The organism is Bradyrhizobium sp. AUGA SZCCT0160 (assembly GCF_018130105.1).
Classification (GTDB): Bacteria; Pseudomonadota; Alphaproteobacteria; order Rhizobiales; family Xanthobacteraceae; genus Bradyrhizobium.
Map to the genome: position 1 here is coordinate 162,338 of NZ_JAFCMD010000016.1, position 26,027 is coordinate 188,364.

Consider the following 26,027-nt stretch of genomic DNA (forward strand, 5'->3'; position numbering starts at 1 on the left):
ACGACGCTCACAGTGTGATCTCCATTCCATCGGCGGGGATGTGCCAGCCGGCCTGCTCGGCGGTTTTGCGCTCGTCCGAGCCGTGCAGCAAGGCGGGGTTGGAGTTGTTGATATGCAAAAACATCTTGCGCCCGATGTCGAGTCCTTCAAGGCTTGCGATCGCGCCGTCCTCGCCTGACATCGAGATGTGTCCCATGCTTTGCCCGGTCTTGTTGCCGAGGCCCGCGGCAACCAGTTCGTCGTCGCGCCACACCGTACCGTCAAAGAACACCAGTGCGGCGCCGTTCAGCCGCGCCTTCAGATCGTCGGTCACCCGCGCGCAGGCGGCAAGGAAATAGAGATATTTGCCGCTGGCTTTGTCCAGGATGCGAAGCCCAAGCGTATCGCCCACACCACTGCCGCCGGCCGGATGCGCCTTGCCTTCGAGATACCATGCGCCCTTTCCGGGAACCTCGAAGGGGAGGATTTCGATGCCGGATGGCGAACCATCGGGCAATGCGGGTTCGAACGCCCGGTCGACCGCGATCGGCTGGCGTTTCACATTCTTTTCGCTCAGCACATTAAAGATGCTGTTGGATTTGAGGATCGCAAGCACCCGCTCATGCGCATACAGAGTGAAGGGCGATCCCTCGCGCATCGACAACAGGCCTGCGACCGCGTCGATCTCGCCATTGGTCAGGATGACGCCCGCAATCGGACTGTGACGGAGCTGGCCTGCCCTGGGATGAAGCTGCGGCGTCGCGGTCAGTTGCTGGCGCAGATCGGGCGAGGCGTTGATCAGGAACCAGTGCTCGCCATCGGCACTGACCGCGATCGAGGCCTGCGTGCTCTGAAGTTCGGGATGTTCGTTGCGGGCCGTCCGGCACACCGGACATCCGCAGTTCCACTGCGGAACGCCGCCGCCTGCCGCGGCGCCCAGGACGACGACGCGAAGCATGATCCGTCTCCTGGCAAATTCAAGACTTGGGCACAAACGGTGATGTCAAACGCTACGAGGCGGATCCGGGCCAAAGACACAGTTCCGCTTCGGGAACGTATCAGGCCCGGGGATCCACCTCGCTAAAGCCTTTGCGGTCGCTGCCGGTTACTTGCGGGCGGCGCACGCATACATGTTGATTTCCATGCCGACCGGCACTTCGACGATTTTCGGTGCTTTCCAGGCCATAGGCGCTCCTTTTTCTACCGGACGAACTTCGCCCTCGGACACAAGGTAATGCGGATCAAAAAGTTCGCCAGTGAAATCTTTGCAGCAGGCATGCGTGTTTGCATGTTGCATTGCGAAATAAGTCACGTTTTTGTGCGAAGGCAGGTGGTCAAAACGGCGTGGGATCAAGCGTTTCCGGGTTGATCGCAGCGCCGCGAATGTTGATTTTTCTTTGCAACGAAGTGCTGCCTCCATGGAGTAGGTTACCGCCGATGCCACGCTATTTTTTCAACACCCGTATCGGCGATGAGCTGATTTCCGATCCCGATGGCGAAGTGCTGCGGGATCCCGACCGCGCCTGGGAAATGGCGCGCGCCATGATCCGGGAACTGCTCAAGACCGAAGGCACTGACGGCGCGCTGCTGAACGCGACCATCGAGGTCACCGACGACGAGGGCGAGATCGTGCTCGAGTTTCCGTTCACGGAGGCGATTCTCGACACGACGGATCGCTCCATCACCCGGCATTGATTCAGCCACCGTCATTGCGGGGCTTGCGAGAGCGCGAACCTCAGGTGCGCAATTGCACACTGGGGAATCTCGAGATTCCCCGATGCGCAAATGCACGTCTGAGGTTCGATGCTGCGCAATGCCCGGAATGACCGTGGATGATGGGTCAGCGATGTTTTCCGATTGCAAATGTACGGACCAATATTAGAGAGTGCCGCCCGGGAATGCCGCCAGCGCTGACATGCTTGTCCGCGCGAGGATAAGGCTTCCGCCAGGGAGAATGCCATGATGAGCTATTCGTCGGCGCCGCGCAGCCTGTTGCTGGCCGGCGCTTTTTTCGGTGCATTGACGTTGAACGTTGCAGCGCAGCAGCCGGCCACGCCGCCTGCGGCAGGTGCGGCGCCGGCGGCCGCCGCCCCGCTTCCGCCGGGCTCGCCCTTGATCGGCCGACCTGCCGATAACGAAGCCGCCGCCAAGCTCGCGCCGATCGCACCGCCGCCGATCCCCGCTGCGCCTGACAAATTGCCGACCGCCAAGCTGAAGGTGCCGGCCGGCTTCAACATCGAAGTCTACGCCGCCGGGATGGCCAACGCGCGCTCGCTGATCGAAGGCGACAAGGGCACGGTGTTTGCCGGCACCCGCCTGATCGACAAGGTCTATGCGGTCGTCAACAAGGACGGCAAGCGTTCGGTGAAGGTGATCGCCTCCGGCCTCTATCGTCCGAACGGCGTCGCGTTCAAGAACGGCACGCTCTACATCGCCGAACTGTCGAAGATCTCCAGGATCGACAAGATCGAGGACAATCTGGACAATGCGCCGAAGCCGACCGTGATCTACGACGATTTGCCCAAGGATGAAGCCCACGGCTGGAAGTTCATAGGCATCGGCCCCGACAACAAGCTGTACATTCCGGTCGGGCAACCCGGAAACAACGTGCTGCACAGCGATGCGCACGGCCAGATCAGGCGCATGAATCTCGATGGGTCAGGCGCCGAAGTGCTCGCGCGCGGCGTGCGCATGACGGTCGGATTCGACTGGCACCCGGAGAACAAGCAGCTCTATTTCACCGACAACGGCCGCGACTGGATGTCGGAGGACGTGCCCGAGGATGAACTCAATCGCATCACCAAGGTCGGCGAACATTTCGGCGCGCCCTACTGCCTGCAGGGCAACATCGTCGATCCCGAATTCGGCTGGGGAAAATCCTGCAGCGACTACACTGCGCCGGTCGGCCTGCTGGGCCCGCATTCCGCAGCGCTGGGCATGCGGTTCTACACCGGCAACATGTTCCCGAAGTCCTACAAGAACGCGATCTTCATTGCCCGCCATGGTTCGTGGAACCGGACCAAGAAGGTTGGCGGTGACGTCCTCGTCGCCCGGCTGAACAAGGACGGGTCAGTCAAATCCGTGGAGCCGTTCCTCACCGGGTTTGTCGAGGACAACAAGTATATCGGTCGCCCGGTCGACGTGCTGCAGTTGAAGGACGGCTCGCTGCTGGTCTCCGACGACTACAACGGCGCCGTCTATCGCATCACCTACGGCAAGCAGAAGGTGGCTGGCGCCAAGTGATTGGAAGGAACGTCATTGCGAGCGAAGCGAAGCAATCCACCTTCAACAAAGGAAGAGTGGATTGCTTCGTCGCTTCGCTCCTCGCAATGACGGCGGGAAATCAGCGACGCTCGTATCAACCGCTATCTCTTCAGGCGGCCGGCGCGGGGCTAAATTCTCGTGCCGTGCGCGCCGCGAAGATCAGGAAGGCGGCAATCTACCTATCCCAGTTCAAATTTGCGATGCGTAATGCATAGAATAATAACAGCGCTGGCGTTTACCTTTATCGCCTCAATCGCAAGCGCGGAAACCTTCCAGGAGCGCATCGCGCCGTGTCTGGCTTGTCACGGCGAGCGCGGACAGTCGGAGACCGAAAACACGCCCTCGCTCGGCGCGCAGCAGGCGCCTTACACGCTGATCCAGCTCTTCATGTTTCGCGAGAAGCTGCGCAGCTTCGAGCCGATGAACGAGATGGCGAAGCAGCTGACCGACGACGATCTGCGCACCTTCTCCGATTTCATCGCCAAACTGCCCAAGCCCGTGCCGCCCGCAGCGGCCGGCGATCCCGCGCGGATGCAGCGCGGCCTGGCGCTGGGGCAGCAGCACCGCTGCAACAACTGTCACAACCCGGATTATTCCGGCAAGGAAAACGTGCCGCGGATAGCCAACCAGCGCGAGGATTATCTCGCCAAGACGCTTGGCGAATACAAGGACAATAGCCGTCACGGCTATGACGGCAGCATGGCCGACGTGATGGGCCCGATCACATCAGAGCAGATCGCCGATCTCGCTCATTTTATTGCCCATTTGCGCTAAACCTTCGTGCACGGCCCCGGCTGGCGTTGCCGTTCGCGCGGCGCTACAAGGCGGTTAAACGGAGTTTCCCATGCAAGAAATCTGGCGCCTGTCGGCCGCGGAGCTGGCCTCGCTGATCAAGACAAAAAAGGTCTCGGCCAAGGAGGCGGCCACATCAGCATTGGCGCGGCTGGACGCGGTCAATCCCAGGATCAATGCGGTGGTCGACTACAAGCCGGCCGAGGTGCTGGCGCAGGCCGCGGCGATCGATGCCGCGATCGGGCGGGGCGAAGATGTCGGCCCCCTCGGCGGCGTGCCCATTACCGTGAAGGTCAATATCGACCAGAAGGGCTTTGCCACCACCAACGGCTTAAAACTGCAGCGCGAGGCCATTGCGGCGGACAACAGCCCCGTGATCGATAATCTCTACAAGGCCGGCGCGGTGATTTTGGGCCGCACCAACTGCCCTGCGTTCTCGTATCGCTGGTTCACCACCAATCTCGTGCACGGCGACACCAAGAACCCCCGCGATCCCGGCATTACGCCGGGCGGCTCCTCCGGCGGCGCGGGTGCTGCTGTCGCGGCCGGCATCGGGCATATCGCGCATGGCACCGATATCGCGGGCTCGATCCGCTACCCGGCCTATGCCTGCGGCGTCCATGGCCTGCGGCCGACGATGGGCCGGATTCCGGCGTTCAACGCCGCACTCCCCGAGCGCACCATTGGTCCCCAGATCAGCGCCGTGTCAGGCCCGCTGGCGCGGACCATCGGCGATATCCGGATAGCGTTGGCGGCGATGTCGGCGAGGGATTATCGCGATCCCTGGTGGGTGCCGGCGCCGCTGGAAGGTCCCCCGGTGCCAAAGCGCGTCGCGATGTGCCTCAATCCGGATGGCCTCGATCCCGTTCCGGAGGTGAAAGCCGCGGTCGCCGACGCCGGCAAGCGGCTGGAGCGCGCGGGCTGGATCGTCGAGGAAATCACCAATACGCCGCCGCTGCGCGAGCCCGCCAATCTGCAGACCAAGCTCTGGCTCGGCGACAGCTATGAGGCGCAGCTGGAAACCGCCGAGCGTGAGGGCGATCCCGGCGCGTTGGCCTGCCTGCGCGGCAACCGGGCAAAAGTGTTTCCGTTCGATGCCGCTGATTTCTCGAAGGCGCTGACCCGGCGCGCGACGCTGACCCGCGAATGGCTGGAATTCTTCGAAAAATACCCGGTGCTGCTGATGCCGGTATCCGGCGAATTGCCGTTCCCCGACCATCTCGACCGCAAGGACGAGGCGTCTTTTGCGAGGGTCTGGCACGCCCAATTGCCGCAGATTGCCATTCCCTTCATGGGGCTGCCCGGGCTAACGGTCTCGACGGGACTGGTGGGACGAATTCCGGTCGGGGTTCAGCTGGTCTCCGGCCGTTACCGGGAGGATCTCTGCCTTGCCGCGGGCGAGGCGATCGAGGCCGGCGGAACGCCGTCGGCGGCGATCGATCCGGCAAGCTAACAGAGCGTTTTCAAGCGAAGTGGACGCCGGTTCGCGTAAAGAAAACGCGTCAAACAAGAGATCGAAAGAGTTTGATGTCAGGCATCTATGATTTCACGGCGCAGTCGCTGGCCGGCGAAGAGGTTCCGCTCAAGCGGTTCGAGGGGCAGGTACTGCTGATCGTCAACACCGCCAGCGCCTGCGGGTTCACGCCGCAATACAAGGGCCTGGAAACCTTGCACCGCGAACTTTCGCCGCGCGGCTTTGCGGTGCTCGGCTTTCCCTGCAACCAGTTCGGCGCGCAGGAGCCGGGTGACGCCAAACAAATCGAGGCGTTCTGCGAAACCAGATTTCACGTGACGTTTCCGATGTTCGCCAAGATCGACGTCAACGGCAGCAAGGCGCACCCGCTGTATGAATACCTGAAGAACGAACGATCGGGCCTGCTGGGCGCGTCGATCAAATGGAATTTCACCAAATTCGTGGTCGACCGTTCGGGCAAGGTGGTGGGGCGCCATGCACCGACCGTGACACCCGAAGCACTGAGAAGAGAAATCGAGGCACTGCTATGAACGAGAAAACCGAAACCGACGCGTTCCCCGACCGCCTGTCGACCAATCCGAGCAGCCCTTATTACAACGAAGAACTGCTGTCGCGCGACGTCGGCATCCGCTTCAAGGGCGCCGAGAAGACCAACGTCGAGGAATACTGCATCAGCGAGGGCTGGATCCGCGTCACTGCGGGGAATGCCAAGGACCGCTTCGGCAATCCCTTGACGATCAAGGTTCATGGCCCGGTCGAGCCGTATTTCCGGGATCAGAAGTGACGATGTGATCCCGTCATTCCGGGATGGTGCGCCACCACCAGACCCGGAATCTCGAGATTCCGGGTTCGATGCTCCGCATCGCACCGGAATGACATGTCCAATATTTCGAAAGCCACCATCATGTCCGTCCGCATCGTCGATGTCTGCGAAATCACGAAGCCGATCTCCTCGCCGATCCGTAACGCCTACATCGACTTCACCAAAATGACGACGAGCCTCGTCGCCGTCGTCACCGACGTCGTGCGCGATGGCAAGCGCGTGGTCGGCTATGGCTTCAATTCCAACGGCCGCTACGGGCAGGGCGGCCTGATCCGCGAGCGCTTTGCGCCGCGGCTCAAGGAGGCCGATCCGAAGTCGCTGCTTGATGCCGAAGGCGGCAATCTCGATCCGGACAAGGTCTGGTCGACGCTGATGTCGAACGAAAAGCCCGGCGGCCATGGCGAGCGCTCGGTCGCGGTCGGCACCATCGACATGGCGGTGTGGGATGCGGTGGCGAAGATCGCGGGCAAGCCGTTGTTCCGGCTGCTTGCCGAGCGCCACGGCCTTGACGCCAATCCGCGCGTGTTCGTCTACGCCGCCGGTGGTTACTACTATCCCGGCAAGGATCTCTCCGCGCTGCGCGGCGAAATGCGCGGCTATCTCGACCGCGGCTACAACGTCGTCAAGATGAAGATCGGCGGCGCGCCGATCGCCGAGGACCGCGAGCGCATCGAAGCGGCGCTGAAGGAAATCGGCAGCAGTGCGCAACTCGCCGTCGACGCCAACGGCCGTTTCGATCTCGAAACCGCGATCGCGTATGCAAAAATGCTGCGGGAGTATCCGCTGTTCTGGTACGAGGAGGCCGGTGATCCCCTCGACTACGCGCTGCAGGCAGCGCTCGCCGAATTCTATCCGGCGCCGATGGCGACCGGTGAAAATCTCTTCAGCCATCAGGATGCGAAGAATTTGATCCGCTACGGCGGCATGCGTCCGGACCGCGACTGGCTGCAGTTCGATTGCGCGCTGTCCTACGGGCTCTGCGAGTACCAGCGCACGCTTGAAGCCTTGAAGACCCATGGCTGGTCGGCCAGCCGCTGCATCCCGCATGGCGGCCACCAGATGTCGCTCAATATCGCGGCCGGTCTCGGGCTCGGCGGCAATGAGAGCTATCCCGACCTGTTCCAGCCCTATGGCGGTTTTCCCGACGGCGTTCGCGTCGAGAACGGCCACATCACCATGCCTGATTTGCCGGGCATCGGCTTCGAGGGCAAATCCGATCTCTACAAGGAAATGAAGGCACTGGCGGCGTGAGAATGGTTTTCCGGGCCGTCAGTTCACCAATCATCTATCTCCAAAGGACGCTGCGATCGTGACCAGCAAACTCCCCCAACTCTCGCTCGCAAAAGACAAGATCCGGGTCTTGCTCCTCGAGGGTGTCAACGACAGCGCCGTACAGCTGATCGAGTCTGCCGGCTATTCCAGCATGACGCGCCTGTCCAAGGCGCTGGAGGGCGATGCGCTCAAGGAAGCCATCAAGGGCGTGCATCTGCTCGGCATCCGCTCCCGCACGCAGATCACGCCGGATGTACTGGAAGCCGCGGACCGGCTGATTGCGATCGGCTGCTTCAGCGTCGGCACCAATCAGGTGGATGTCGACGCCGCGCGCCGGGTTGGGATTCCCGTGTTCAACGCCCCGTTTTCCAACACGCGCAGCGTGGCCGAACTGGTGATCGGCGAGATCGTGATCCTGCTGCGCCGGATCGTGGCGCGTTCCAACGCGGCCCATCAGGGGCGCTGGGACAAGTCCGCCAGCGACAGCTATGAGGTGAGGGGCAAGACGCTCGGCATCATCGGCTATGGCAATATCGGCTCGCAGCTCTCCAATCTCGCCGAAGCGCTCGGCATGAAGGTGATCTTCTACGATCACACCGACCGGCTTCGCCACGGCAACACCGAACCGGTCGCGAGCTTGCATGAGCTTCTGGGACAAAGCGACGTCGTGTCGTTGCATGTGCCGGAGACGCCGGCCACGGCCGGGATGATCGGGCGCGAGGAGATTGCGGCGATCAAGCCGGGTGCGTATTTCATCAACAACAGCCGCGGCACCGTCGTCGACGTCGAGGCGCTCGCCGACGCGCTGCGCGAAGGCAGGCTCCGAGGCGCCGCGGTGGACGTTTTTCCGGTCGAGCCGCGCTCGAACGCGGACCGCTTCGTCTCACCGTTGCAGGGTCTGGAAAACGTCATCCTGACGCCGCACATCGGCGGCTCGACCGAGGAGGCGCAGGAACGCATCGGGGCCGAGGTGGCGCGCAAGCTCGTCGACTACAGCGATTCCGGCTCGACCATGGGCGCGGTCAATTTTCCCCAGGTTCAGCTGCCGCCGCGGCCGTCGGGCACGCGGTTCATCCAGGTGCAGCGCAATCTGCCGGGCATGCTGGGCCGTTTGAATGAAGTGCTGGCGCGCCACTCGGTCAACATCGCCGCGCAATATTACGAGACGGCCAACGATGTCGGCTATGTCGTGCTCGACGCCGATGCCTCCGCCGCCGACGGCCAGCGCGTGCTCGCGGACATCCGGGCTCTGGAAGGCACCATCCGCGCCCGGTTGCTTTACGAATACAAGATCTGAGGCTGGCGCTACACCGTCCGCCTCATCGGCTGGGCCGCGCCATACATCAGCGTGCGCCACAGCCATTCGACCGGGCCATAGCGGTATCGGCCGAGCCACCACGCACTGAACGGGATCTGCGCGGCGTAAACGGCGACGCAGATCGCAAGCGCGCTGGCGGCACCGAGTTGGCCGAACAGGCCAAGGCCGTAGCCGTAGAAGATCCAGCCGAAGATCAGGGATTGCGCGAGGTAGTTGGTGAACGCCATCCGCCCCAGCGACGCGGCCCAGCCGAGCAACCGGTTTCCGCTTTTGAGGCTGGCGATGCCGATGATGGTCGCCCCGTAACCCAGCGCCAGCAGGATGGTGCCGAGAGGTTCTGCCAGGACGCCGATCCGGCCGCTGCCCGCGGTAAAACCGCCGGCACGAGCAAGGATCAAAGCTGCGCCAAGGCTGATACAGGCGGCGGCGATCGAGAACAGCAGATGACGAGGCGGGTTTCGCAGAATGCCGGTGCGCCAGGCGAACGCGCCGAGCAGAAACAACCCGACCGTGCGCGGAAAGATATTGGCGTGCAGATAAGCAAAAAGGGGAATCTCGCGGAGCCGGAACGTCAGCACGTCGAGGAATCCGCCCGTGGCATAGATGCGACGCGCCTCCGTGACATCCTGCGCCATCGCCGCCGTGCCGGGCCACAATCCCGGCGGCGGAAAGGCCTGCATCGCAAGATACAGCCCGAGAGACGCCAGCGCGGCGACAGCCAGTAGCCAGCGCTGACCGAACAGAAATGGCAGGACGATCAAGCCAGCGAGCGCATACTCGGTGAGAATATCGCCGTTCCAGATCAGGCAAAGGTGAAAGAGTCCGAATGCCAGCAACACGGCGAGTCGGCGCACGAGGAGCGCCGCGCGGCGGGGGCTTTTTGAAAGCCGCTCGAATTGGATGGCAAGGCCCACACCGAACAGCAGCGAAAATAGCGCGAGCGCCTTCAGGTCGATCGCCAGCTTCAGGACCGTTTCCACCGTGTGATCGAGCGGCGATGCCGGCGTCTTAGGGAAAAGAAACTGTTCGAAGATCGAGACGCGAAATATCGTCGTGATGTTGATCGCCATCACGCCGAACAGCGCGACGCCCCGCAACGCGTCTATGGCGTCGATGCGCCGTGCTGGATCAATCGGCTCCGGCGACACTCCCGTGACGGCTTGATCGCTGGGAGGCATGAGGCCGGAAGCCATGCGCGATCAAGTCCAATTGAAGCCGGCGTACGGAAAGCGCCCGATCTACGACAGCCGCATGTCCAGCAGCCGGCGGCCTTCGGTCTTGAGCAGTTTCTTCACCGCGCTGGAAGCGGCGATCTCGCCCTGGTTGGCGTAGGCTTCGTGGTTCTTTTCGATGTCGTCGAGCCGGTAGAGGTAATTGACCATGATGCCGGCGGACTCGCGAACGCCCTTCGGCGAGAGATCGCCGAGCCAGTCGATCCGCTCCAGCCGTGCGCCGTTGCCGATATGGAAGCGCGCCACCGAATCGATCAGCCGGCCCTTTGAGGTGCGGGCCTTGAGGAAATAATGCGCGGCCAACGGCTCGAGCACCGCGCGCAGTTGCGTGGTGGTCTCTGCGTTCTCGAACCAGTCCGGCTGGTTGAGCTTTTCCAGCAGCGTCCGTTCCTCGTCCGACAAGGGAACGTCGTCGGCTTCCTTCAGCCATTGCATGAAGCCCGGCACCGGCGATAGCGTCACGAAGGTGTCGAGCTTCGGCAATTCGCGCCGCAATTCCTCGACCACCTGCTTGATCAGGAAGCTGCCGAACGAGATGCCGCCAAGCCCCTTCTGGGTGTTCGAAATCGAATAGAACACCGCGGTACGGGCGCGGTCGATCGCCACCGGCTGGCGCTCGGCGGCGAGCAATGGCGCGATCGCGGTCGGGATCGTTTCGGTCAGCGCGACCTCGACGAAGATCAGCGGCTCGTCGGTCAGCTGCGGATGGAAGAACGCGTAGCAGCGGCGGTCGATCGGGTCGATGCGGCGGCGCAGATCGTTCCAGTCGTGGATTTCATGCACTGCTTCATAACGGATGATCTGTTCCAGAATATTCGCTGGCGTCGACCAGTCAATCCTGCGCAGCACGAGAAATCCCCTGTTGAACCAAGAAGACAGCAGATGCACCACGTCGCGGTCCAGCGCTGCCAGATCCTTGTTGCCCTTCATGAGCGAAAGCAGATCGGCGCGCATCGCCACCAGGTCGCTGGTGCCGCCCGGCGCGCGGTTGAGCCGGCGCACCAGTTCCTGGCGCCGTGGCTCGGAAGCAAAATGAAGATCGCTGGCATCGGCGTCGCTCGGCTGCGCGCGCCAGCTCTCGATCGCCCGCGAAAGCCGCTCGCGGTCGGGACCGTAGTCGCGGGCGAGGGCGGCAAAGAACGAAAGCCGGCCGGCTGTGTCGAGGTCATGGTAGCGGTCGAGCACTTCGCGGGCCATCGCGGTGCCCGAAGCCTCGCCGCGGCCCGACAGCAGCGCCTCGCACAGTTCAAGCAGTTCGGAGGCGTCTTCCTTGGTATCCGAAGATCCGCCGCGCCGAAGCAGGGTGCGGCCGCGTTCGGAAATCGTCGAAAGCAGGTCGGAGAAGAAGGCGTTGGCCATGGGCTAAGTCGATTCCGGTGGTGATGCCGAACCTTATATCGAATCTAGGGCGCGGCCGATCTTATTCAAGCGTATGGATCGTACGGAAATATGTCATGTCTCCCAGTATGTCATGGCCGGGCAAAGCCGTCCGAAGGACGGCGTCGCTTCCGCTTGCCTATGACCCGGCCATCCATCTCCATGGAAGGAGGCTTTTTTCAAGAATGATGGATACGCGGGTCAAGCCCGCGTATGACGAATCTCGTTTAACCCTTCTCAGCGAACTCCGTCGGGGTCTTGCCGGTAACCTGCCGGAATGCATGGGAAAACGCCGGGACGCTGGCATAGCCGAGGTCGGAAGCCAGTTGCTTGACCGAGACGTTGGCGTCGGTGGAGAGTTTTTCGATCGCAGCCGCGACACGGGCGCGCTGGCACCAGCTCTTGAAGCTGAGCTGCGTCTCGGCCGAGAACAGCCGCGACAGCGTCCGCGCCGAGGTGCCGACCTCGCGCGCCAGCGTTTCGATCTCATGGTCGCCGGTCGGATCCGACAGCACGATGTCGGCGGCGCGCCGACAGCGCGGCTCGTGCGGCAGCGGGATGAAGGTCGCGGAATCTTCCGCCTGGTGCAGCTCCAGCATTGCGAGTTTGAGCAGCAGGCCGGTGCGCTCGGCCGTGGTGTGCTCGTCGAACAGCGCCAGGATTGCCTGATGCAACAGCGGCGACACCCGCACCACGAATTCCGAGCTGAGGCTCTCGCTGCGTTCCTCGCGGGCCAGCCAGTCGAGGTCGAAATACAGGGTGCGCATTTCGATGTCGGCGAGCACGTCGATGGCATGCGCCATCCGCGCCGGCACCCAGACCGCGCGGTCGGGCGGCACCAGCCAGCGGCCCTTCGGGGTGGTGACCTGCATGGTGCCCCGGGCGGCGTACACCAGCTGCGCCTCGCGGTGCATGTGGGTGTCGATCCGGAAGCCCTTTTTGTAGTTGTTGGCGATCATGTGGATGCCGTCGCCGGTCGAGATGCGGCGCCCGATAATGGCGGCGATTGGCTTTTCGGCGATATTCATTGGCGACATCCCGTCAGGACAACTCCCTATAACCTATTTTGGAAAGTTGCGGGATTCGGGCCCAGGCCTCTGACCGGGGCCCGCCCGCCAAGAAACGCCCAACAAGCGCCAAGGACCGGACCAGACCATGAACAGCCCCAGCCGGGTGATCGGCTTCGTCAACGCCGCCCATTTCATCGACCATTACGCGATGCTGATCTTCGCCGCCGCGGTCATCATCATGGGGCCGGCATTCGGCATGGCCTATTCGGAGCTGTTGCCTTACGCCACCCCGGGCTTCGTCGCCTTTGGCGCGGGCTCGCTGATCACAGGCTGGCTCGGCGACCGCTGGAGCCGCCGCCACATGATGGTGATCTTCTTTGCCGGCATCGGCGCCTCGATGATCGCGGTCGGCTTCGTGCAGACCCCGCTGGAACTCGGCGCGGTGCTGCTCGCGATCGGCCTGTTCGCCTCGATCTATCACCCCGTCGGCACCGCCATGATCGTGTCCTATGCCGACAAGCTCGGCCGCGAGATGGGGCTGAACGGGGTCTGGGGCAATCTCGGCGTGGCGTCGTCGGCGCTGGTCACCGGCGTGATCGGACAATATCTCGGCTGGCGCTGGGCCTTCATCCTGCCGGGCGTCGTCACCATGCTGATCGGCGTGGCCTTCGCCATGATGGTCGTGCACGAGGATCGAACCGGCTCCAGGCAGGCGGCAGCCCAGGCGCGCATCGCGAAAGAGGACATGTGGCGGGTGATCCTGGCGCTGCTGATCGTCGTGATCGCGATCTCGACCACCTTCAACGCCGTCACCGTGGCGCTGCCCAAGCTGTTCGCGGAGCGGCTGGCCGACTTGACCGCGAGCCCGGCGCTGCTCGGCGTCATCGCGGCCGGCGTCTATGTGTTCGGCGCGATGACGCAATACACCATCGGCAAGCTGATCGACCATTATTCGCTGAAGACCGTGATGCTGCCGCTGTCGTTCCTGCTGGCGCCGTTCCTGTATTTCGCGGCGACGCTGTCGAACCTGCCGCTGATCATCGCCTCGATCGGCATCGTCATGGGCGCGTTCGGCCAGGTCACGGTGAATGACGCCATGGTCGGCAAGTACACCACCGATGAATGGCGCTCGCGGGCTTACTCCGTGCGCTACTTCATCGGCTTCACGGCGGCGGGCGCTTCCGTCGGGCTGGTGGCGTGGCTGTACGAGAAGGGCGGCTTCGTCACCATGCTGCAGGCGTTCGGCGCGCTGTGCCTATTGGTGATCGTCGCCGCCATCATCCTGCCGCAGGAAATCAAGGTGCCGGCGGCGCGGACGAATTGATCGCCTCTGAGTTCGGCCATCAGTTGGCTAGCGCCTTGCCGATGATATCAGAGCTCTTCTCGGCGACCATGATCGTCGCCGGGTGAATGTTCGGCGAGGGCATTGCCGGCATGATGGACGCATCGACGACCCGCAGACCGTCGATGCCGCGAACGCGGAGCTGGCTGTCGACGACGGCGCCGTCGTCCTCGCCCATCCGGCAGGTGCCGCAGGGATGATAGACGGTCGAGCCGACGTTCCTGATATAATCGGCGGCCTGTTCGTCGTTCGTAACTTCCGGACCGGGCCTGATCTGTTCGACCACCAGCGATCGGAAAGGCTCGGTCGCGACGATTTGCCGGGCAATGCGAAAGCCCGCCAGCATGATGCGCATATCATCAGGGTCGGTCATATAGTTGGCGCGGATGCGCGGTGGCGTGCGGCCCTCCGCGTCGCGCAGCGTGATCTCGCCGCGGCTCTTCGGCCGGCAGACGCTGAAGATGAAGGTAAAGCCCGGCCAGCGATGCAGGCCGTGCTTGAACCCATCCGTCGAAAAATTGAGGCACTGGTACTGGATGTCAGGCACCGGTTCGGAGGGATCTGATTTCGCAAAAAGCGTCGCTTCGGTCGCACCGACCGAGAGCTGTCCGGATCCCCTGAGCAGCCATTCGAGCGCGAGCTTGACCGATTTGGCCGGGCTCGTCACGGCTTCGTTCAAGGTATCGGTCGCGTTGGTCTTGAATGTGAAGTTCGACTGATAATGGTCCTGCAGATTCTTGCCGACGCCGGGCAGGTCACATTTCACGTCGATGCCAAGCTTTGCCAGTTCCGCGGCCGGGCCAATGCCGGAGGCGAGCAACAGCACCGGAGAATTGATCGCGCCGCTTGAGACGATGAGCTCGCGCCGGGCGCCGATGCGCTGGATCTGGCCGTCGCGTTCGACCTCCACGCCGATGGCGCGGCTTGCCTCGAGCAGGATGCGGCGGACGCGGGTCTTCGTCATCAGTTCGAGATTTTTGCGGGCAAGGTTCGGCTTGAGATATCCGACTGCTGTCGAGCGGCGCCAGCCATTGTGGACGTTGAGCGGGGCGAAGCCGACGCCGTCAATGCGCTCGCCGTTGAAATCGGGGTTGCGCTGATATTGCAGGCGCTCGCAGGCCTCGACGAATGCCTTCGCCGCCGTCGAAGGGCGTTTGATGTTCGACACCGTCATCGGACCGCCGGTGCCGCGCCATTCGTTGGCGCCATCAACGCTGTGTTCCATTCGCTTGAAATAGGGCAGCACGTCCTTGTAGCCCCAGCCACGCGCACCGAGGCGCTGCCATTCGTCGTAGTCGCTGGGCGCGCCGCGCAGAAAGACGAGGCCGTTGATGGAGCCGGAGCCACCCAAGACCTTGCCGCGCGGCCAGATCACGGTTCGGCCGCCGAGACCCGGTTCGGGCTCGGTTTCGTAGCCCCAGTTCATCTTCGGGTTCGGGACCAGTTTGCCGAAGCCCATCGGAATGTGAATCCAGGGATTGCGATCGCGTCCGCCGGCCTCGATGACGCAAAGCGACACGTTTGGATTTTCCGTCAGCCGCGCCGACAGCACGCAGCCGGCGGAGCCGCCGCCGACCACGACGACATCGAATTCCGCATCAAAACCGGATTTACCCATCAAAACGTTTCGCTCCCGATCTGCTTTTGCGGCAGACGATAGTGGCCTGCAGATGGTCTGGATAGGGCTTTGCGTCATATGCGGCGTGCATGGCGGGTCGCTGTACGCCCGATCGTCGCTGAGCTAAAAGCAAACTTCCAGAATTGACCGGGCGAAGACCCGGCGTGGAGGAAAGCTATGTCCCATCAATTGCCGCGACTTGCCGGCCTCGTCCTAGGAGCCATGATGATAGCGATGCCGGCAAATGCCGATGCCCTGAAAGATGAAATCGCACCGACCGGCAAGCTGCGGGTGGCGATTGCGATCAGCCCGGCGGGCGGCGCGTTCTGGTCGACCAAAACCGAATCCGGCTATGCTGGCGTTCCGGTCGATCTCGGCAAGGCGATGGCCGCGCAGCTCGGCGTTCCCGTAGAATATGTCGTGCACCAGAATTCCGGCCAGATCGTCGACGCCGCGTCGAAGGGCACCTGGGACGTCACCTTCCTGCCGAAGGATCCGGAGCGCGAAGGCAAGATGTCGTTCGGGCCGATCTATGAGGTCGCGGACGCCACCTACATCGTCAAGCCTGGCTCGACGGTGACCAATTTTGCGACCCTCGATCAACCCGGCGTCAAAATCGCCGCCGTCAACAACACCACGACCATGCGCGGCGCGATGGCGCATCTGAAGAATGCCAAGGTCACCGGCTATCAGACCTTTGACGAAATCGCCGGCCTGCTTGCGAAGGGAGAGATCGATGCCTTCGCGTTGTCGCGTGAAACGCTCAACGCCATGGCCAAGAAGATTCAGGGCACGCGGGTGCTTGACGAAACCTTCAAGCAGACGGTGACCGCGGTCGCGGTGCCGCTCAATCATCCGCAGGCGCACGCGTTTGCGGTCAAGTTCCTGACCGAGTCGATCTCGAACGGCACGCTGCGCAAGGCCTATGACAATAACGGCCTGAAGGACTCGCCGATCAGAACGCAGACGAAGTGAGCTGGTAGAGCGTTAGATCTCACTACTTCCACGAGCACGCAAGCGCTCCCTCTCCCGCGCTTGCGGGGGAGGACTGCTCGTGTGAGAATGTCGAGCCCTGCGCTACATCTGTGCAACTGCACAAATACAAGGCATGAGACCCATGCCCCCGGGTGCGCTCCGGGGCGATTAATCCTGTAAATCACGGGGCTTTTGCCACTTCCGCGCCAGCGCCCTGTTGGCACATCGATTGCTTAAATACATCTCAGTCAATGACGACTGCCGTCCTACGGATTGCCAAAGCCAGTGTTGGCCAAGGCGCAGGGATCAAGCGACCTCGTTGAGGCGTTTGGAGCAGTCATCGGGACCACTCCACAAACATCTCTGTCTCCAATCAAGCGCGAGCGTAACCCGCGACGCCCGACAGAAGCGTATTGCTTCTGCTGTGGTTGCGGCATGCGCGCGCGAGGACGGCTCGCCACACCTCACATTGGCGCGGGCCACAAGCCGCCGGCGCCCAGTTGAATTTTTGCGAACAGGGGGAACTGCAATGGCCTATCTCGTGCCTTCGGAATTCGTGACCAAGATGGTCGATGCCGGGGAATCCAAAATCTTCATGTCGGCTCGGGACACCGTGATTCGCGCCTATATGGCCGGCGCCATCCTGACGCTGGCGGCGTGGTTCGCCGTCACGATGGGCGTCAATACCGGCCAGCCGATCATCGGGGCGCTCCTGTTTCCGGTCGGCTTCTGCATGCTCTATCTGTTCGGATTCGACCTCTTGACCGGCGTGTTCGTGCTGTGTCCGCTGGCGCTGATCGACAAGCGTCCGGGCGTGACGCTCGGCGGTGTGCTGCGCAACTGGGGTCTGGTGTTCATCGGCAATTTCGGCGGAGCTTTCACTGTCGCGGTGATGGCGGCAATCGTCTGTACGTTTGGGTTCTCCACGCCGCCCGACAAGGTCGGCGTCGCGCTCGGCCATATCGGTGAGGGCCGCACCGTGGGCTACGCGGAGCACGGCATCAACGGCATGCTGACGCTGTTTGTTCGCGGCATGCTCTGCAACTGGATGGTATCGGCCGGCGTCGTCGGCGCGATGATCTCGACCACGGTCAGCGGCAAGGTGATCGCGATGTGGATGCCGATCATGCTGTTCTTTGCCATGACCTTCGAGCATTCGATCGTGAACATGTTCCTGTTTCCTGCCGGCCTGCTGCTCGGCGGCAAGTTCACGATCATGGACTACCTGATCTGGAACGAGATCCCGACCGTGGTCGGAAATCTCGTCGGCGGTCTCGCCTTCACCGGGCTGACGCTCTACACCACCCACGTCAAGACCGCGCCGAAGCGCGCGGTGGGTTGACCGAGCAGGCCTCGTCAGCGCGTTCACGCGCGTCTTAGACACGCAATGGGTCTCAACTCTCAGGGGTTGAGACCCCCATTCCTTTCACGGACTCGATGCCGCGCGAACTGAAAATCTCGGTCGGGCAGTATTCCGACAAAGGCCGCAAGGAAACCAATCAGGATTTCCACGGCGTCCTGATTCCGGCCGAGCCGCTATTGAGCCTCAAGGGCATCGCCATAGTGCTGGCGGACGGTATCTCGAGCAGCAATGTCAGCCGCATCGCAGCCGAGTCCGCCGTCAAGGGTTTTTTGACCGACTATTACTGCACCTCGGAATCCTGGTCGGTGCGAACGTCGGCCCAGCGCGTGCTGGAGGCGACCAATTCCTGGCTGCATTCGCAAACGCGAAGAAGCCAGTATTCCTACGACAGGGACCGCGGCTACGTCTGCACGCTGAGCGCCATCGTCCTCAAGTCGACCACGGCGCATCTGTTTCACGTCGGCGATTCCAGGATCTATCGCCTGTCCGGCAACTCGCTGGAGCAGCTGACCAACGACCATCGCGTCATCATTTCGTCGGAACAGTCCTATCTCGGCCGCGCGCTCGGGGTGAATCCGCAGATCGAAATCGACTATCTGATGTCCCGGGTCGAGAAGGGCGACACCTTCGTGCTGGTGACCGACGGCATCTACGAACATGTCAGCGATCGCCATGTCGCCAGAACGGTCCGGGATAACGCCGCCGATCTCGACCAGGCGGCGAAAGCCGTCGCCGAACTCGCCTTTGAACTCGGCAGCAAGGACAATCTCACCATCCAGATCGTTCGCGTCGATGAGCTGCCCGAAAGCGCCGCCAGCGAAGTGTTCGGGCAGCCGCGTGAACTGCCGCTGCCGCCGCTATTGGAAGCGCGGCAGGTGTTCGACGGCTACCGGATCGTCAGGGAATTGCACGGCTCTAGCCGCAGCCACATCTACCTTGCCGTCGACATCGAGAGCGAGGAGGTCGTCACCCTCAAGGTCCCCTCGATCGACCTGCGCGACGACCCGGAATATCTGAAGCGGTTCATGATGGAAGAATGGGTGGCGCGGCGGATCGACAGCCCGCACGTGCTGAAGCCGTGTTTGCCGTCACGCAAGCGCAACTTCCTCTACGTCGCGACCGAATACATCGACGGCCAGACGCTGACGCAATGGATGATCGACAATCCCCGGCCGACGCTGGAAACGGTGCGCGGCATCGTCGAGCAGACCGCCAAGGGCCTGCGCGCCTTCCACCGCAAGGAGATGCTGCATCAGGACCTGCGGCCCGACAACATCATGATCGACAAGACCGGAACGGTGAAGATCATCGATTTCGGCTCGACCAAGATCACCGGCGTCATCGAGGCCGCTCCATCCGGCAACCGCAACGACATTCTCGGCACCGCGCAATACACCGCGCCGGAATATTTTCTGGGCGAACCGGTCTCGTCGCGCTCCGACCTGTTCTCGCTCGCCGTCATCACCTATCACATGCTGACGGGCAAGCTGCCCTATGGCGCGGCAGCGGCGAAAGCCCGGACCCGCTCGCAGTTCAACAGGCTGGTCTACAGCCCGGCCTCGCACCGCGACCGCGAAGTGCCGGTATGGGTCGACGGCACGCTGGAGCGCGCGGTGCATCCGAACCCTTACAAGCGATACGACAGCCTGTCGGAATTCCTGCATGATTTGCGTCATCCCAACGCCAGTTATCTCAGCAATTCGTCGACACCGCTGATCGAACGCAACCCGCTGCTGTTCTGGAAGAGCACGACCGTCGTGCTGGCGCTGGTGGTGATCGCGTTGCTGGCGATGCAGCACGGGATGCACCGGTGAATTGGGCCACCAAAATTACTCTCCGTCATGGCCGGGCTTGTCCCGGCCATCCACGTCTTTCTTTCTATCAGGCAGCAAAGACGTGGATGCCCGGCACAAGGCCGGGCATGACGAGCTAGCCCCTAGTTCGCCCCCACGATCGGATCCATCCCGCTCTTGACGATCTCCGGCCGCGCCGCGGGCGAGGCGAGGAACTTGATCAGCGCCTTGCCGGCGTCGGGCTCCTTCGACACGCTGGCAATCGCGGCGGAGAACACCGTGATCTTCTGCAATTCGTCGGGCAGGGGACCGACGATGTCGATGCCTTCGACCGGCCGCAGCTCGCTGATCTGCTGGAAGCCGATCTCGGCGTTGCCGTGCGCGACGATTTCGCCGACCGGGGTCGCCGGAATTTTTCGTGCTTTGTCCTTCATGGCGTCCTTGATGCCGAGCTTGTCGAACATTTCGGTCGAGACATAGACGCCGCTGGCGCTGTCGGAATAGGCGATGGTTTTCGCGGCCAGCAGCGCGCGCTTGACCGCGTCCGCGTTGCTGATGTCCGGCTTCGGGGCGCCGGCCTTCACCGCAACCCCGATCGGCGATTTGACCAGGTCGATCTTGCTTTCCGCCATCACCTTGCCCTGCTTGGCGAGATCGTCGATCGCATAGCCGACCATGATCAGAACGTCGGCGGGCTCGCCGCGCTCCAGCCGCACCGGGATCGCATTGACAGTCGTGCCCATCGACGGACCGTAGGCAGTCAGCACCTTGTGGCCGGTGGCACGCTCGAATTCAGGAACCAGCGCCTTATAGGCGGCCGCCAATCCGCCGGAGATCATGACGCGCACCTCGGCGGCGGAGGCTGCGCTGGAAAACGCGAGGGCGGCAACGAAGCCGAGTGCGATGCTGCGGAAAATAGTTGAATTCAGCCGCATGGTTATTCCTCCCGGAGCGCTTCTCGAGCGGACGTCCTTGCCCAGGATGTTAGCGTGCAAAGGGCGAAGCGGCTACCTCAAGTGGCCGCCCCGTCATTGCGAGGAGCGAAGCGACGAAGCAATCCATCTTGCGCCAAGCCGAGGCGTGGATTGCTTCGCGGAGCCCGTCATCGGGCGCGCTTTCGCGCGACCCGTTGGCTCGCAATGACGAGCAATCCGCCCACCGGCTCCGGAGATCGGGACACCGTATTTGCCCGGAATCCACAATAGAACGGTTCTGCGCTATCAAATTGCCAGGCAGGATTTCATACTTAAAAATTTTAGCGAGGCCGCTGACATCACTCAGCGGCCTTTTAATTTTTGGAACTCGTGACGAGGCAGGTTCCTGCGGCGCAACCCCCGCTGCACCGCATTATCTCACCTTGTCCTGAGACACATCCATGATCATGCGTGCCGACAGATAAAGCCGGGGCACGATGGTCTCCAGCTTGACGTATTCGGCGTCGTTGGAGTGGGCGCCAAAGCCGCTGAGGCCAAATCCCTCGATGACGGGGGCCTTGGTCTTCAGCGCGGCGAACGCGGCGTCGGTGCCGCCGCCGGAGGCGACGTCGATCACCTTGAGTGGCAGCCCGAGTTCCTCGTAGATGGCGGTGCCGTGGGCCGCCAGCCGGCGCGAGGCGGGGGTTGCTTCCAGCGGCGGGCGGCGCATCTCGAACCGGAGCTGCACCTTGGCGTCGGGGATCCGCTGGGTCTTGATGCGTTGCTGCAGCGTCGCCTCCAGTTCGGCGAAGTCAGACACCCTCAGCGCCCTTGCGTCGCCTTGCGCGGTGGCCTGCGCCGGGATCACGTTGCGGTTGGTGCCGGACTGCGAGACCGTCCAGTTCAGGGACAGGCCCTGTTCGCGCCGCGACAGGTCGCTCAATTGCAGCATCTGGTGCGACAGCTCGTACAGCGCGTTGACGCCCTTTTCCGGCGCGGCGCCGGCGTGCGAGGCCTTGCCGTCCACTGTCAGGTACGCCGCGCCGATGCCGCTGGTGGCCAGGCGCAAATTGCCGTCCATTCCGCCGCCTTCGTAGGAAAACACCGCGTCGTGCTCGCCCGCCATGCGGGTGATGGTGCTGCGCGAGCCCGGTGAGCTGATCTCCTCGTCGCCATTGATCAGCACGGTCAGCGTGCCGTAATCCCTGAAATTCAGTTTTTGCAGCAGCGCCACCGCGTGCAGGATCAGTGCGATGCCCTGCTTGTCGTCGACGACGGCAAGCCCATAGGCGCGCTCGCCGTCGATGCGGAAGGGCTGGTCCTTCAGCATGCCTTTCAGATAGACGGTGTCCATGTGGGCGATCAGCATGATCTTTTTGGTGCCGGTCCCCTTGAATTCGGCGTGCACCATGGAACCCGGCTTCGGCGGCGTGTCGTCCATCCGGTAGATGTCCGCAGGCTCGACGATCGCGACCTTGCCGCCGAGTTTGGTCAGGCGATCGGCGATCAGTGCCGCCAGCTGCGCCAGGCCCTCGGCATCCTTGCTGCCGGATTCGATGTTGACGAGGTCACGCAGCGTGTCGAGCAGCGGGGCCTTTTCCTGCTGCGCCAGCTCGTGAATGCTGGCCACCGGCGCGGCCCGTGCGGGCAGGGGCGACAAGGCCAGGGTGCCGGCGGCGATACAGGCCAGCGGGAAACGCAGAGCAAACCGGGCGGGATGCGGCATGGCGAGCCTTTCGAAGGACGACCTGATGATCAGTGAGGCTCGAACGGAAGTTGAGACTACATCTGACCAAATTGATCGTTCGCAGGATGGGTGAGCGACTTTTCCGCCGTAGCTCAAAGAGCGACGGCGGAAGCGAAACCCATCTACCTCGCTTTGTGAAAGTGGGTGGGTTTCGCGGAGCTTATCATCGGGCGCGCATTCGCGCGACCCGGTGGCTTCACCCACCCTCCGCTCCACGGCAGACAAGTCGGATCAATCACCCAACGAGCCCCGCGCCCTACGCGCAGCGTGCCTTGCCCTACCACCAGTTCGTGCCCGGTTGCCAGTACTGTTGGCCGCCGCGCCGGCGGGTATTGGCGGGTTGGGGAGGCTGGGGTTCCCAACTGCGCTGGAAAAACGGGTTGAAGCCGTCGCCCTGGACCGGGTCGCTCGAAGCGTAGACGTCGATCGGGGGCGTCGGCTTGCGCGTGATGAAGCCGCCTTGCGGCTCGGTGCTCAGCACCGCGACGAACTCGGTGCGATAGTTGGTCTCGCCGCTCAGCGGCTCGTCCGAGATCACGATCGAGGATCGCGGCACGGCGGTCGGCGCGATGCGATCGAGCACCTCCTGCGGGATGGTGATGCGGTCGAGCGCGGCCTTGGCGTCGTCGGCGCCGTCGATCGTGACCGCGGTCCAGCGCAGGCCTGAGCCGTTTTGCGCCACCGCCGTGAACACGTGCGTGCCGATCGGCCTGTCGGAATTGCGGATCGTGACCGGAACCTCGATCGTCGCATCGAACACGATGCCGCCGCCGTCCGGTGCCGGCTTATGCGTCGGGCGGCGCACGTACAGCTTTTGCGTCGCGCGGCTGATGTAGATCGAGACCGGCTCGAGCGCGAGCTTGGCCTCGCTCGCTGCCTTGGCGGTGTCGGCCTTCCTGGTCTGGGCCACCTTGGCCGCTTCCTTGGCCGCGGCGGCGGCGTCGAGCTTCGATTTCGCGTCGGCCTTGGCGGTCTCGAGCTGGGTCCCGAGGTCCGCGGCCTTGGCGGCAGCCTTCTGCTTGAGGTCCTCGGCCTTCGCCCTGGCCTCGTCCGTCTTGGCGGCGGCGACCGCCTTCTCGGCGGAGGCAAGCTCGCCGTCGGCGCGGGTCTTCAGTCCCTGCAGCTTGCGCAGCGACGCCGTCAGCGACGCGGTCTCGCGCGTCGCCGTCGCGATGGCCTTTTTCGCCTCGTCGGCCGCCTTGGCAGCCTCGGCGGCCTCGCGGGGCAGCGCTTCGGCCTTGGCCGGCGCGGCCGCGATGGCTTCGCGGTTCGGCGAAAACAGCGCCGGATGGGAGAATTCCACTGGCTCGGCGTCGTTGGGTGAGATGATCACCCGCATCCCGATCCGCGTCTTGTCGAACAGCTTGTCGGCAAAGCCGAACGGCATCCGCACGCAGCCGTGCGAGGCCGCATAGCCGGGCAGCGGCCCACCATGAAGCGCGATGCCGTTCCAGGTGATGCGCTGCATGTTCGGCATCTCCGCATCGTCGTACATGTTCGAGCGGTGTTCCCTGTTCTTCTCGAGGATGGCGAAGATGCCGGCGGGCGTCTCGCGTCCCTTGGTGCCGGTCGACACCGGCGCGCGCAGGATCCAGCCGTCGGAGTCGTAGAGAGTGACCTGCTGGCTCTTGATCGACACGATCGCCATCAGCGGCTCGCCGGCATCGCGCGGCGCCGTCGCCTCGGTGGCGGGCTTCGGGCGCGCCTGTTTCGGCGCGGCGTCGGCGGCCAGTCCCGTCAAGGCCGTCAACGCGGCCACAGCGGCGAATGTCACAATGGCAGGAACACCCAGACGCCGCATTGCCACGGAGGATCGCGCCGTCGTAAATCGAACTACCATTCCATGCCCCGGTTCAAATGCCTGTCCGCGCGTGCGTCGATCAGATGTCAGATTCATGAATTTTGGATCAACCAATGGCCACCACCATCCACGCCGCGAATTCGGCCCGTTCCGGGAGCGATTCACTTTTATACGACAGCCTGCGCAGGAGAAAGAGCGGCCCGCGGTTCGGATTGTAACGATCCGGATACATCGGTGCGACAAAACAACCCGGACGGGCGGATCACGAGCAGTCCCTCGCCGGAAATTCGGCCTGACCACGTCCGGTCCTGAGGTGAACAAGCATCCCGTCAAGGAGTCCAAGTTCCGAAATTCGCTCGAAGCGGGCCGTGGAATCCATGATAACTTGGGAATCCACGATACTTTGAAATCGCAGCGTAAACGGCCCTGTCATCGGCCGCGCTGGACGGCCCCTCGCTGATCTATGATAATGCGGGACGGCGCAGCAATGATGCTGATCCGCCGGCTGCGTTACCCCTGGCTGAACGCATATGACACAGAGCGGTTTTCACGGTCAGGCGTTCAAGGACCTGCTGCACCTTCAGGATACACCGTCATCGCTGATCACGCGGTCTACGCGCGGTGTCGAGGTCACAGCCACCGAAACGCGGGATGACAATCCCATGCCGGGCCTTTGCGGCGCCATCGCACCCGAGGATGCCTATCTCGTTAGCTTGAAACTTCGCGATTATCCCGACTGCGAATACTGGGAGCATGGCAAGTGCGTGGCCAAGCCCAACATCCGGGCAGGCACGACATATCTGTACGACATGAAGTGCGATCCGCGCTTTGTGATCGAAAAGCCGTTCCACTCCGTTCATTTCTATGTTCCGGCGTTGGCGCTCAACGGCGTCGCGGAGCGGTTCGGCGCGCGGCGGGTCGGCCAGCTCGACTGTCAGTTCGCTACCGGCTTTGACGACGGCGCTGTGCATCACATCGGCGGGGCGCTCCTGCAGGGATTGCGCCGGCCATCCGAAGCGAACCAGCTTTTCGTCGATCACATGATGCTGGCGCTGACAGCGCATGTCGCGCGGGCGTATGGCGGGCTGCACAATGCCGAACCCATGTATCGCGGCCTTGCTCCGTGGCAGACGAAGCGTGCCTGCGAAAGGCTCCAGTCTGATCTCAGTGGCAAATTCACGCTGGAGGAGATCGCGGCTGAATTGAACCTGTCAGTCAGCCATTTTTCTCGCGCGTTTCGGGCGTCCGTCGGCCTGCCGCCACACCAGTGGCTCCTTCGCCAACGCGTTGACGCCGCCAAGCAGTTGATGACCGTCCGTGGCCTGTCCCTTGCGGAGATCGCAATATCCGCCGGGTTTGCCAATCAAAGCCACTTTACGCGGGTATTTTCGGCCCTGGTCGGCGTCAGCCCGGCCGTGTGGCGCCGCGAGGCACAGGGTGCGGCGGAAAGCGAGACGTGATCTGGGACGACGGCCGTTGCGCTTGAACGTTGCCGGCCACCGATGCCTTGCGAACTGCGTCGCCTCGTGCGCAAGAGAATTATAAGCGCGGCGGGTGCGGCAAAACAACCCGACGGGCAAATCAGTTCTGTTTTGCGGAAATCGTGTCAAGTAGAGAATTTCTGTAAATCGAAAATATTTCTGTTGTCGACCGGCCCAAATCAGTGCGCATCTATCGCCATCCCGTCCTACTCAGAAGGGCGTCGGCCGTCGTCACGGACGTTGGACGGGTTGCGGTGGACGCTTGTTTGCGCTGAGACGACGGCGTGGATTAAGCGTACGGCAAAACCGTGTGGTCCTGGCGCCCGTTGCTGGCGTCAAGCCGTCGGCTAGGCGTGAGCTGAACCGGCGGTGACGGAGTCAACCAAGAACTCGTCTCCGGGGAGATCACGGCATAAGCCGTAAAGCCATTGCGCAGGGAAGGCCGGGTGTTC

The 26,027-nt window shown here is 62.9% G+C and carries 22 protein-coding genes; 13 read left to right on the forward strand and 9 right to left on the reverse strand.

Features of this window, described 5'->3' with window-relative positions; all coding sequences use genetic code 11:
* Positions 1–7 precede the first annotated feature (7 nt).
* Both pqqB and pqqA read right to left on the reverse strand, forming a co-directional pair.
* Positions 8–937 carry a pyrroloquinoline quinone biosynthesis protein PqqB gene (gene pqqB, locus JQ558_RS24475; RefSeq protein ID WP_212271799.1) on the reverse strand — a complete coding sequence of 310 codons (930 nt, stop codon included), beginning with the start codon at positions 935–937 and terminating at the stop codon, positions 8–10.
* Between the two features lie 147 nt (positions 938–1,084).
* The gene (pqqA, locus tag JQ558_RS24480; RefSeq protein ID WP_012029362.1) at positions 1,085–1,165 is read right to left on the reverse strand and encodes a pyrroloquinoline quinone precursor peptide PqqA; all 81 of its coding nucleotides are present in this window, start codon (positions 1,163–1,165) and stop codon (positions 1,085–1,087) included.
* 251 nt (positions 1,166–1,416) lie between these two features.
* Between pqqA and JQ558_RS24485 the strand changes: the two genes are divergently transcribed.
* From JQ558_RS24485 to serA, 8 genes are all read left to right on the forward strand, one after another.
* A complete protein-coding gene (locus tag JQ558_RS24485) occupies positions 1,417–1,674 on the forward strand; it encodes a DUF6894 family protein (protein ID WP_212206436.1) in 258 nt (85 codons plus the stop codon).
* Positions 1,675–1,938: 264 nt separating this feature from the next.
* On the forward strand, positions 1,939–3,222 hold the full coding sequence (locus JQ558_RS24490; RefSeq protein WP_212295454.1) for a sorbosone dehydrogenase family protein: 1,284 nt from the start codon (positions 1,939–1,941) through the stop codon (positions 3,220–3,222).
* Between the two features lie 228 nt (positions 3,223–3,450).
* Positions 3,451–4,017 carry a c-type cytochrome gene (locus tag JQ558_RS24495; RefSeq protein ID WP_212206446.1) on the forward strand — a complete coding sequence of 189 codons (567 nt, stop codon included), beginning with the start codon at positions 3,451–3,453 and terminating at the stop codon, positions 4,015–4,017.
* A gap of 70 nt (positions 4,018–4,087) precedes the next feature.
* Positions 4,088–5,488, forward strand: a complete 1,401-nt coding sequence (locus tag JQ558_RS24500) for an amidase family protein (RefSeq protein ID WP_212295455.1) — start codon at positions 4,088–4,090, stop codon at positions 5,486–5,488.
* A 74-nt stretch (positions 5,489–5,562) separates the two neighbouring features.
* A complete protein-coding gene (locus JQ558_RS24505) occupies positions 5,563–6,039 on the forward strand; it encodes a glutathione peroxidase (RefSeq protein WP_212206451.1) in 477 nt (158 codons plus the stop codon).
* On the forward strand, positions 6,036–6,293 hold the full coding sequence (locus tag JQ558_RS24510; RefSeq protein WP_212271804.1) for a DUF3297 family protein: 258 nt from the start codon (positions 6,036–6,038) through the stop codon (positions 6,291–6,293). Before JQ558_RS24505 ends, JQ558_RS24510 begins: the two co-directional genes overlap by 4 nt.
* A 120-nt stretch (positions 6,294–6,413) precedes the next feature.
* Complete coding sequence (locus JQ558_RS24515; RefSeq protein ID WP_212206872.1) at positions 6,414–7,583, forward strand: mandelate racemase/muconate lactonizing enzyme family protein; 1,170 nt, start codon at positions 6,414–6,416, stop codon at positions 7,581–7,583.
* Positions 7,584–7,641: 58 nt separating this feature from the next.
* Positions 7,642–8,901, forward strand: a complete 1,260-nt coding sequence (gene serA / locus JQ558_RS24520; protein WP_212295456.1) for a phosphoglycerate dehydrogenase — start codon at positions 7,642–7,644, stop codon at positions 8,899–8,901.
* Positions 8,902–8,909: 8 nt separating this feature from the next.
* Here the strand turns inward: serA and JQ558_RS24525 are convergent, their stop codons facing one another.
* The 3 genes from JQ558_RS24525 to JQ558_RS24535 all read right to left on the reverse strand — a co-directional run bounded on the left by JQ558_RS24525 (position 8,910) and on the right by JQ558_RS24535 (position 12,559).
* The gene (locus JQ558_RS24525) at positions 8,910–10,115 is read right to left on the reverse strand and encodes a DUF418 domain-containing protein (protein ID WP_249142612.1); all 1,206 of its coding nucleotides are present in this window, start codon (positions 10,113–10,115) and stop codon (positions 8,910–8,912) included.
* A gap of 45 nt (positions 10,116–10,160) precedes the next feature.
* Entirely contained in the window at positions 10,161–11,513 is a 1,353-nt protein-coding gene (locus tag JQ558_RS24530; RefSeq protein ID WP_212271805.1) for a malonyl-CoA decarboxylase, read from the reverse strand.
* A 245-nt stretch (positions 11,514–11,758) separates the two neighbouring features.
* Positions 11,759–12,559 carry an AraC family transcriptional regulator gene (locus tag JQ558_RS24535; RefSeq protein ID WP_249142613.1) on the reverse strand — a complete coding sequence of 267 codons (801 nt, stop codon included), beginning with the start codon at positions 12,557–12,559 and terminating at the stop codon, positions 11,759–11,761.
* 127 nt (positions 12,560–12,686) lie between these two features.
* On the opposite strand from JQ558_RS24535, the gene JQ558_RS24540 reads away from it, so the two are divergent.
* Positions 12,687–13,865, forward strand: a complete 1,179-nt coding sequence (locus JQ558_RS24540; RefSeq protein ID WP_212295458.1) for an MFS transporter — start codon at positions 12,687–12,689, stop codon at positions 13,863–13,865.
* 19 nt (positions 13,866–13,884) lie between these two features.
* Here JQ558_RS24540 and JQ558_RS24545 read toward each other — a convergent pair whose 3' ends face one another.
* Complete coding sequence (locus JQ558_RS24545) at positions 13,885–15,501, reverse strand: GMC family oxidoreductase (RefSeq protein WP_212295459.1); 1,617 nt, start codon at positions 15,499–15,501, stop codon at positions 13,885–13,887.
* Positions 15,502–15,678: 177 nt separating this feature from the next.
* Between JQ558_RS24545 and JQ558_RS24550 the strand changes: the two genes are divergently transcribed.
* The 3 genes from JQ558_RS24550 to JQ558_RS24560 all read left to right on the forward strand — a co-directional run bounded on the left by JQ558_RS24550 (position 15,679) and on the right by JQ558_RS24560 (position 19,653).
* Complete coding sequence (locus JQ558_RS24550) at positions 15,679–16,476, forward strand: transporter substrate-binding domain-containing protein (protein WP_212206465.1); 798 nt, start codon at positions 15,679–15,681, stop codon at positions 16,474–16,476.
* A gap of 529 nt (positions 16,477–17,005) precedes the next feature.
* A complete protein-coding gene (locus JQ558_RS24555) occupies positions 17,006–17,818 on the forward strand; it encodes a formate/nitrite transporter family protein (protein WP_212295460.1) in 813 nt (270 codons plus the stop codon).
* A 95-nt stretch (positions 17,819–17,913) separates the two neighbouring features.
* Positions 17,914–19,653, forward strand: coding sequence for a bifunctional protein-serine/threonine kinase/phosphatase (locus tag JQ558_RS24560; RefSeq protein ID WP_212295461.1), 1,740 nt, complete (start codon positions 17,914–17,916; stop codon positions 19,651–19,653).
* Between the two features lie 122 nt (positions 19,654–19,775).
* Here JQ558_RS24560 and JQ558_RS24565 read toward each other — a convergent pair whose 3' ends face one another.
* The 3 genes from JQ558_RS24565 to JQ558_RS24575 all read right to left on the reverse strand — a co-directional run bounded on the left by JQ558_RS24565 (position 19,776) and on the right by JQ558_RS24575 (position 24,133).
* The gene (locus tag JQ558_RS24565) at positions 19,776–20,567 is read right to left on the reverse strand and encodes an extracellular solute-binding protein (protein ID WP_212295462.1); all 792 of its coding nucleotides are present in this window, start codon (positions 20,565–20,567) and stop codon (positions 19,776–19,778) included.
* A gap of 412 nt (positions 20,568–20,979) precedes the next feature.
* Positions 20,980–22,272, reverse strand: a complete 1,293-nt coding sequence (locus tag JQ558_RS24570) for a M20/M25/M40 family metallo-hydrolase (protein ID WP_212295463.1) — start codon at positions 22,270–22,272, stop codon at positions 20,980–20,982.
* A 298-nt stretch (positions 22,273–22,570) separates the two neighbouring features.
* Positions 22,571–24,133 (reverse strand): L,D-transpeptidase, encoded by a 1,563-nt coding sequence (locus JQ558_RS24575; protein WP_212295464.1) that lies wholly within the window; start codon positions 24,131–24,133, stop codon positions 22,571–22,573.
* A gap of 491 nt (positions 24,134–24,624) precedes the next feature.
* On the opposite strand from JQ558_RS24575, the gene JQ558_RS24580 reads away from it, so the two are divergent.
* Positions 24,625–25,554, forward strand: a complete 930-nt coding sequence (locus JQ558_RS24580; RefSeq protein WP_212295465.1) for a helix-turn-helix domain-containing protein — start codon at positions 24,625–24,627, stop codon at positions 25,552–25,554.
* Positions 25,555–26,027 lie beyond the last annotated feature (473 nt).

What these genes read in the sequence shown, in the direction of transcription:
- JQ558_RS24540 (WP_212295458.1), top strand. Translation starts at nt 12,687, where the DNA reads ATGAACAGCCCCAGCCGGGTGATCGGCTTCGTCAACGCCGCCCATTTC.
- JQ558_RS24545 (WP_212295459.1), bottom strand. Translation starts at nt 15,501, where the DNA reads ATGGGTAAATCCGGTTTTGATGCGGAATTCGATGTCGTCGTGGTCGGC.
- JQ558_RS24525 (WP_249142612.1), bottom strand. Translation starts at nt 10,115, where the DNA reads ATGGCTTCCGGCCTCATGCCTCCCAGCGATCAAGCCGTCACGGGAGTG.
- JQ558_RS24550 (WP_212206465.1), top strand. Translation starts at nt 15,679, where the DNA reads ATGTCCCATCAATTGCCGCGACTTGCCGGCCTCGTCCTAGGAGCCATG.
- JQ558_RS24535 (WP_249142613.1), bottom strand. Translation starts at nt 12,559, where the DNA reads ATGAATATCGCCGAAAAGCCAATCGCCGCCATTATCGGGCGCCGCATC.
- JQ558_RS24515 (WP_212206872.1), top strand. Translation starts at nt 6,414, where the DNA reads ATGTCCGTCCGCATCGTCGATGTCTGCGAAATCACGAAGCCGATCTCC.
- JQ558_RS24560 (WP_212295461.1), top strand. Translation starts at nt 17,914, where the DNA reads ATGCCGCGCGAACTGAAAATCTCGGTCGGGCAGTATTCCGACAAAGGC.
- JQ558_RS24580 (WP_212295465.1), top strand. Translation starts at nt 24,625, where the DNA reads ATGACACAGAGCGGTTTTCACGGTCAGGCGTTCAAGGACCTGCTGCAC.
- JQ558_RS24530 (WP_212271805.1), bottom strand. Translation starts at nt 11,513, where the DNA reads ATGGCCAACGCCTTCTTCTCCGACCTGCTTTCGACGATTTCCGAACGC.
- pqqB (WP_212271799.1), bottom strand. Translation starts at nt 937, where the DNA reads ATGCTTCGCGTCGTCGTCCTGGGCGCCGCGGCAGGCGGCGGCGTTCCG.
- JQ558_RS24555 (WP_212295460.1), top strand. Translation starts at nt 17,006, where the DNA reads ATGGCCTATCTCGTGCCTTCGGAATTCGTGACCAAGATGGTCGATGCC.
- JQ558_RS24495 (WP_212206446.1), top strand. Translation starts at nt 3,451, where the DNA reads ATGCATAGAATAATAACAGCGCTGGCGTTTACCTTTATCGCCTCAATC.
- JQ558_RS24575 (WP_212295464.1), bottom strand. Translation starts at nt 24,133, where the DNA reads ATGGTAGTTCGATTTACGACGGCGCGATCCTCCGTGGCAATGCGGCGT.
- JQ558_RS24500 (WP_212295455.1), top strand. Translation starts at nt 4,088, where the DNA reads ATGCAAGAAATCTGGCGCCTGTCGGCCGCGGAGCTGGCCTCGCTGATC.
- JQ558_RS24485 (WP_212206436.1), top strand. Translation starts at nt 1,417, where the DNA reads ATGCCACGCTATTTTTTCAACACCCGTATCGGCGATGAGCTGATTTCC.
- JQ558_RS24570 (WP_212295463.1), bottom strand. Translation starts at nt 22,272, where the DNA reads ATGCCGCATCCCGCCCGGTTTGCTCTGCGTTTCCCGCTGGCCTGTATC.
- JQ558_RS24565 (WP_212295462.1), bottom strand. Translation starts at nt 20,567, where the DNA reads ATGCGGCTGAATTCAACTATTTTCCGCAGCATCGCACTCGGCTTCGTT.
- pqqA (WP_012029362.1), bottom strand. Translation starts at nt 1,165, where the DNA reads ATGGCCTGGAAAGCACCGAAAATCGTCGAAGTGCCGGTCGGCATGGAA.
- JQ558_RS24510 (WP_212271804.1), top strand. Translation starts at nt 6,036, where the DNA reads ATGAACGAGAAAACCGAAACCGACGCGTTCCCCGACCGCCTGTCGACC.
- JQ558_RS24490 (WP_212295454.1), top strand. Translation starts at nt 1,939, where the DNA reads ATGATGAGCTATTCGTCGGCGCCGCGCAGCCTGTTGCTGGCCGGCGCT.
- JQ558_RS24505 (WP_212206451.1), top strand. Translation starts at nt 5,563, where the DNA reads ATGTCAGGCATCTATGATTTCACGGCGCAGTCGCTGGCCGGCGAAGAG.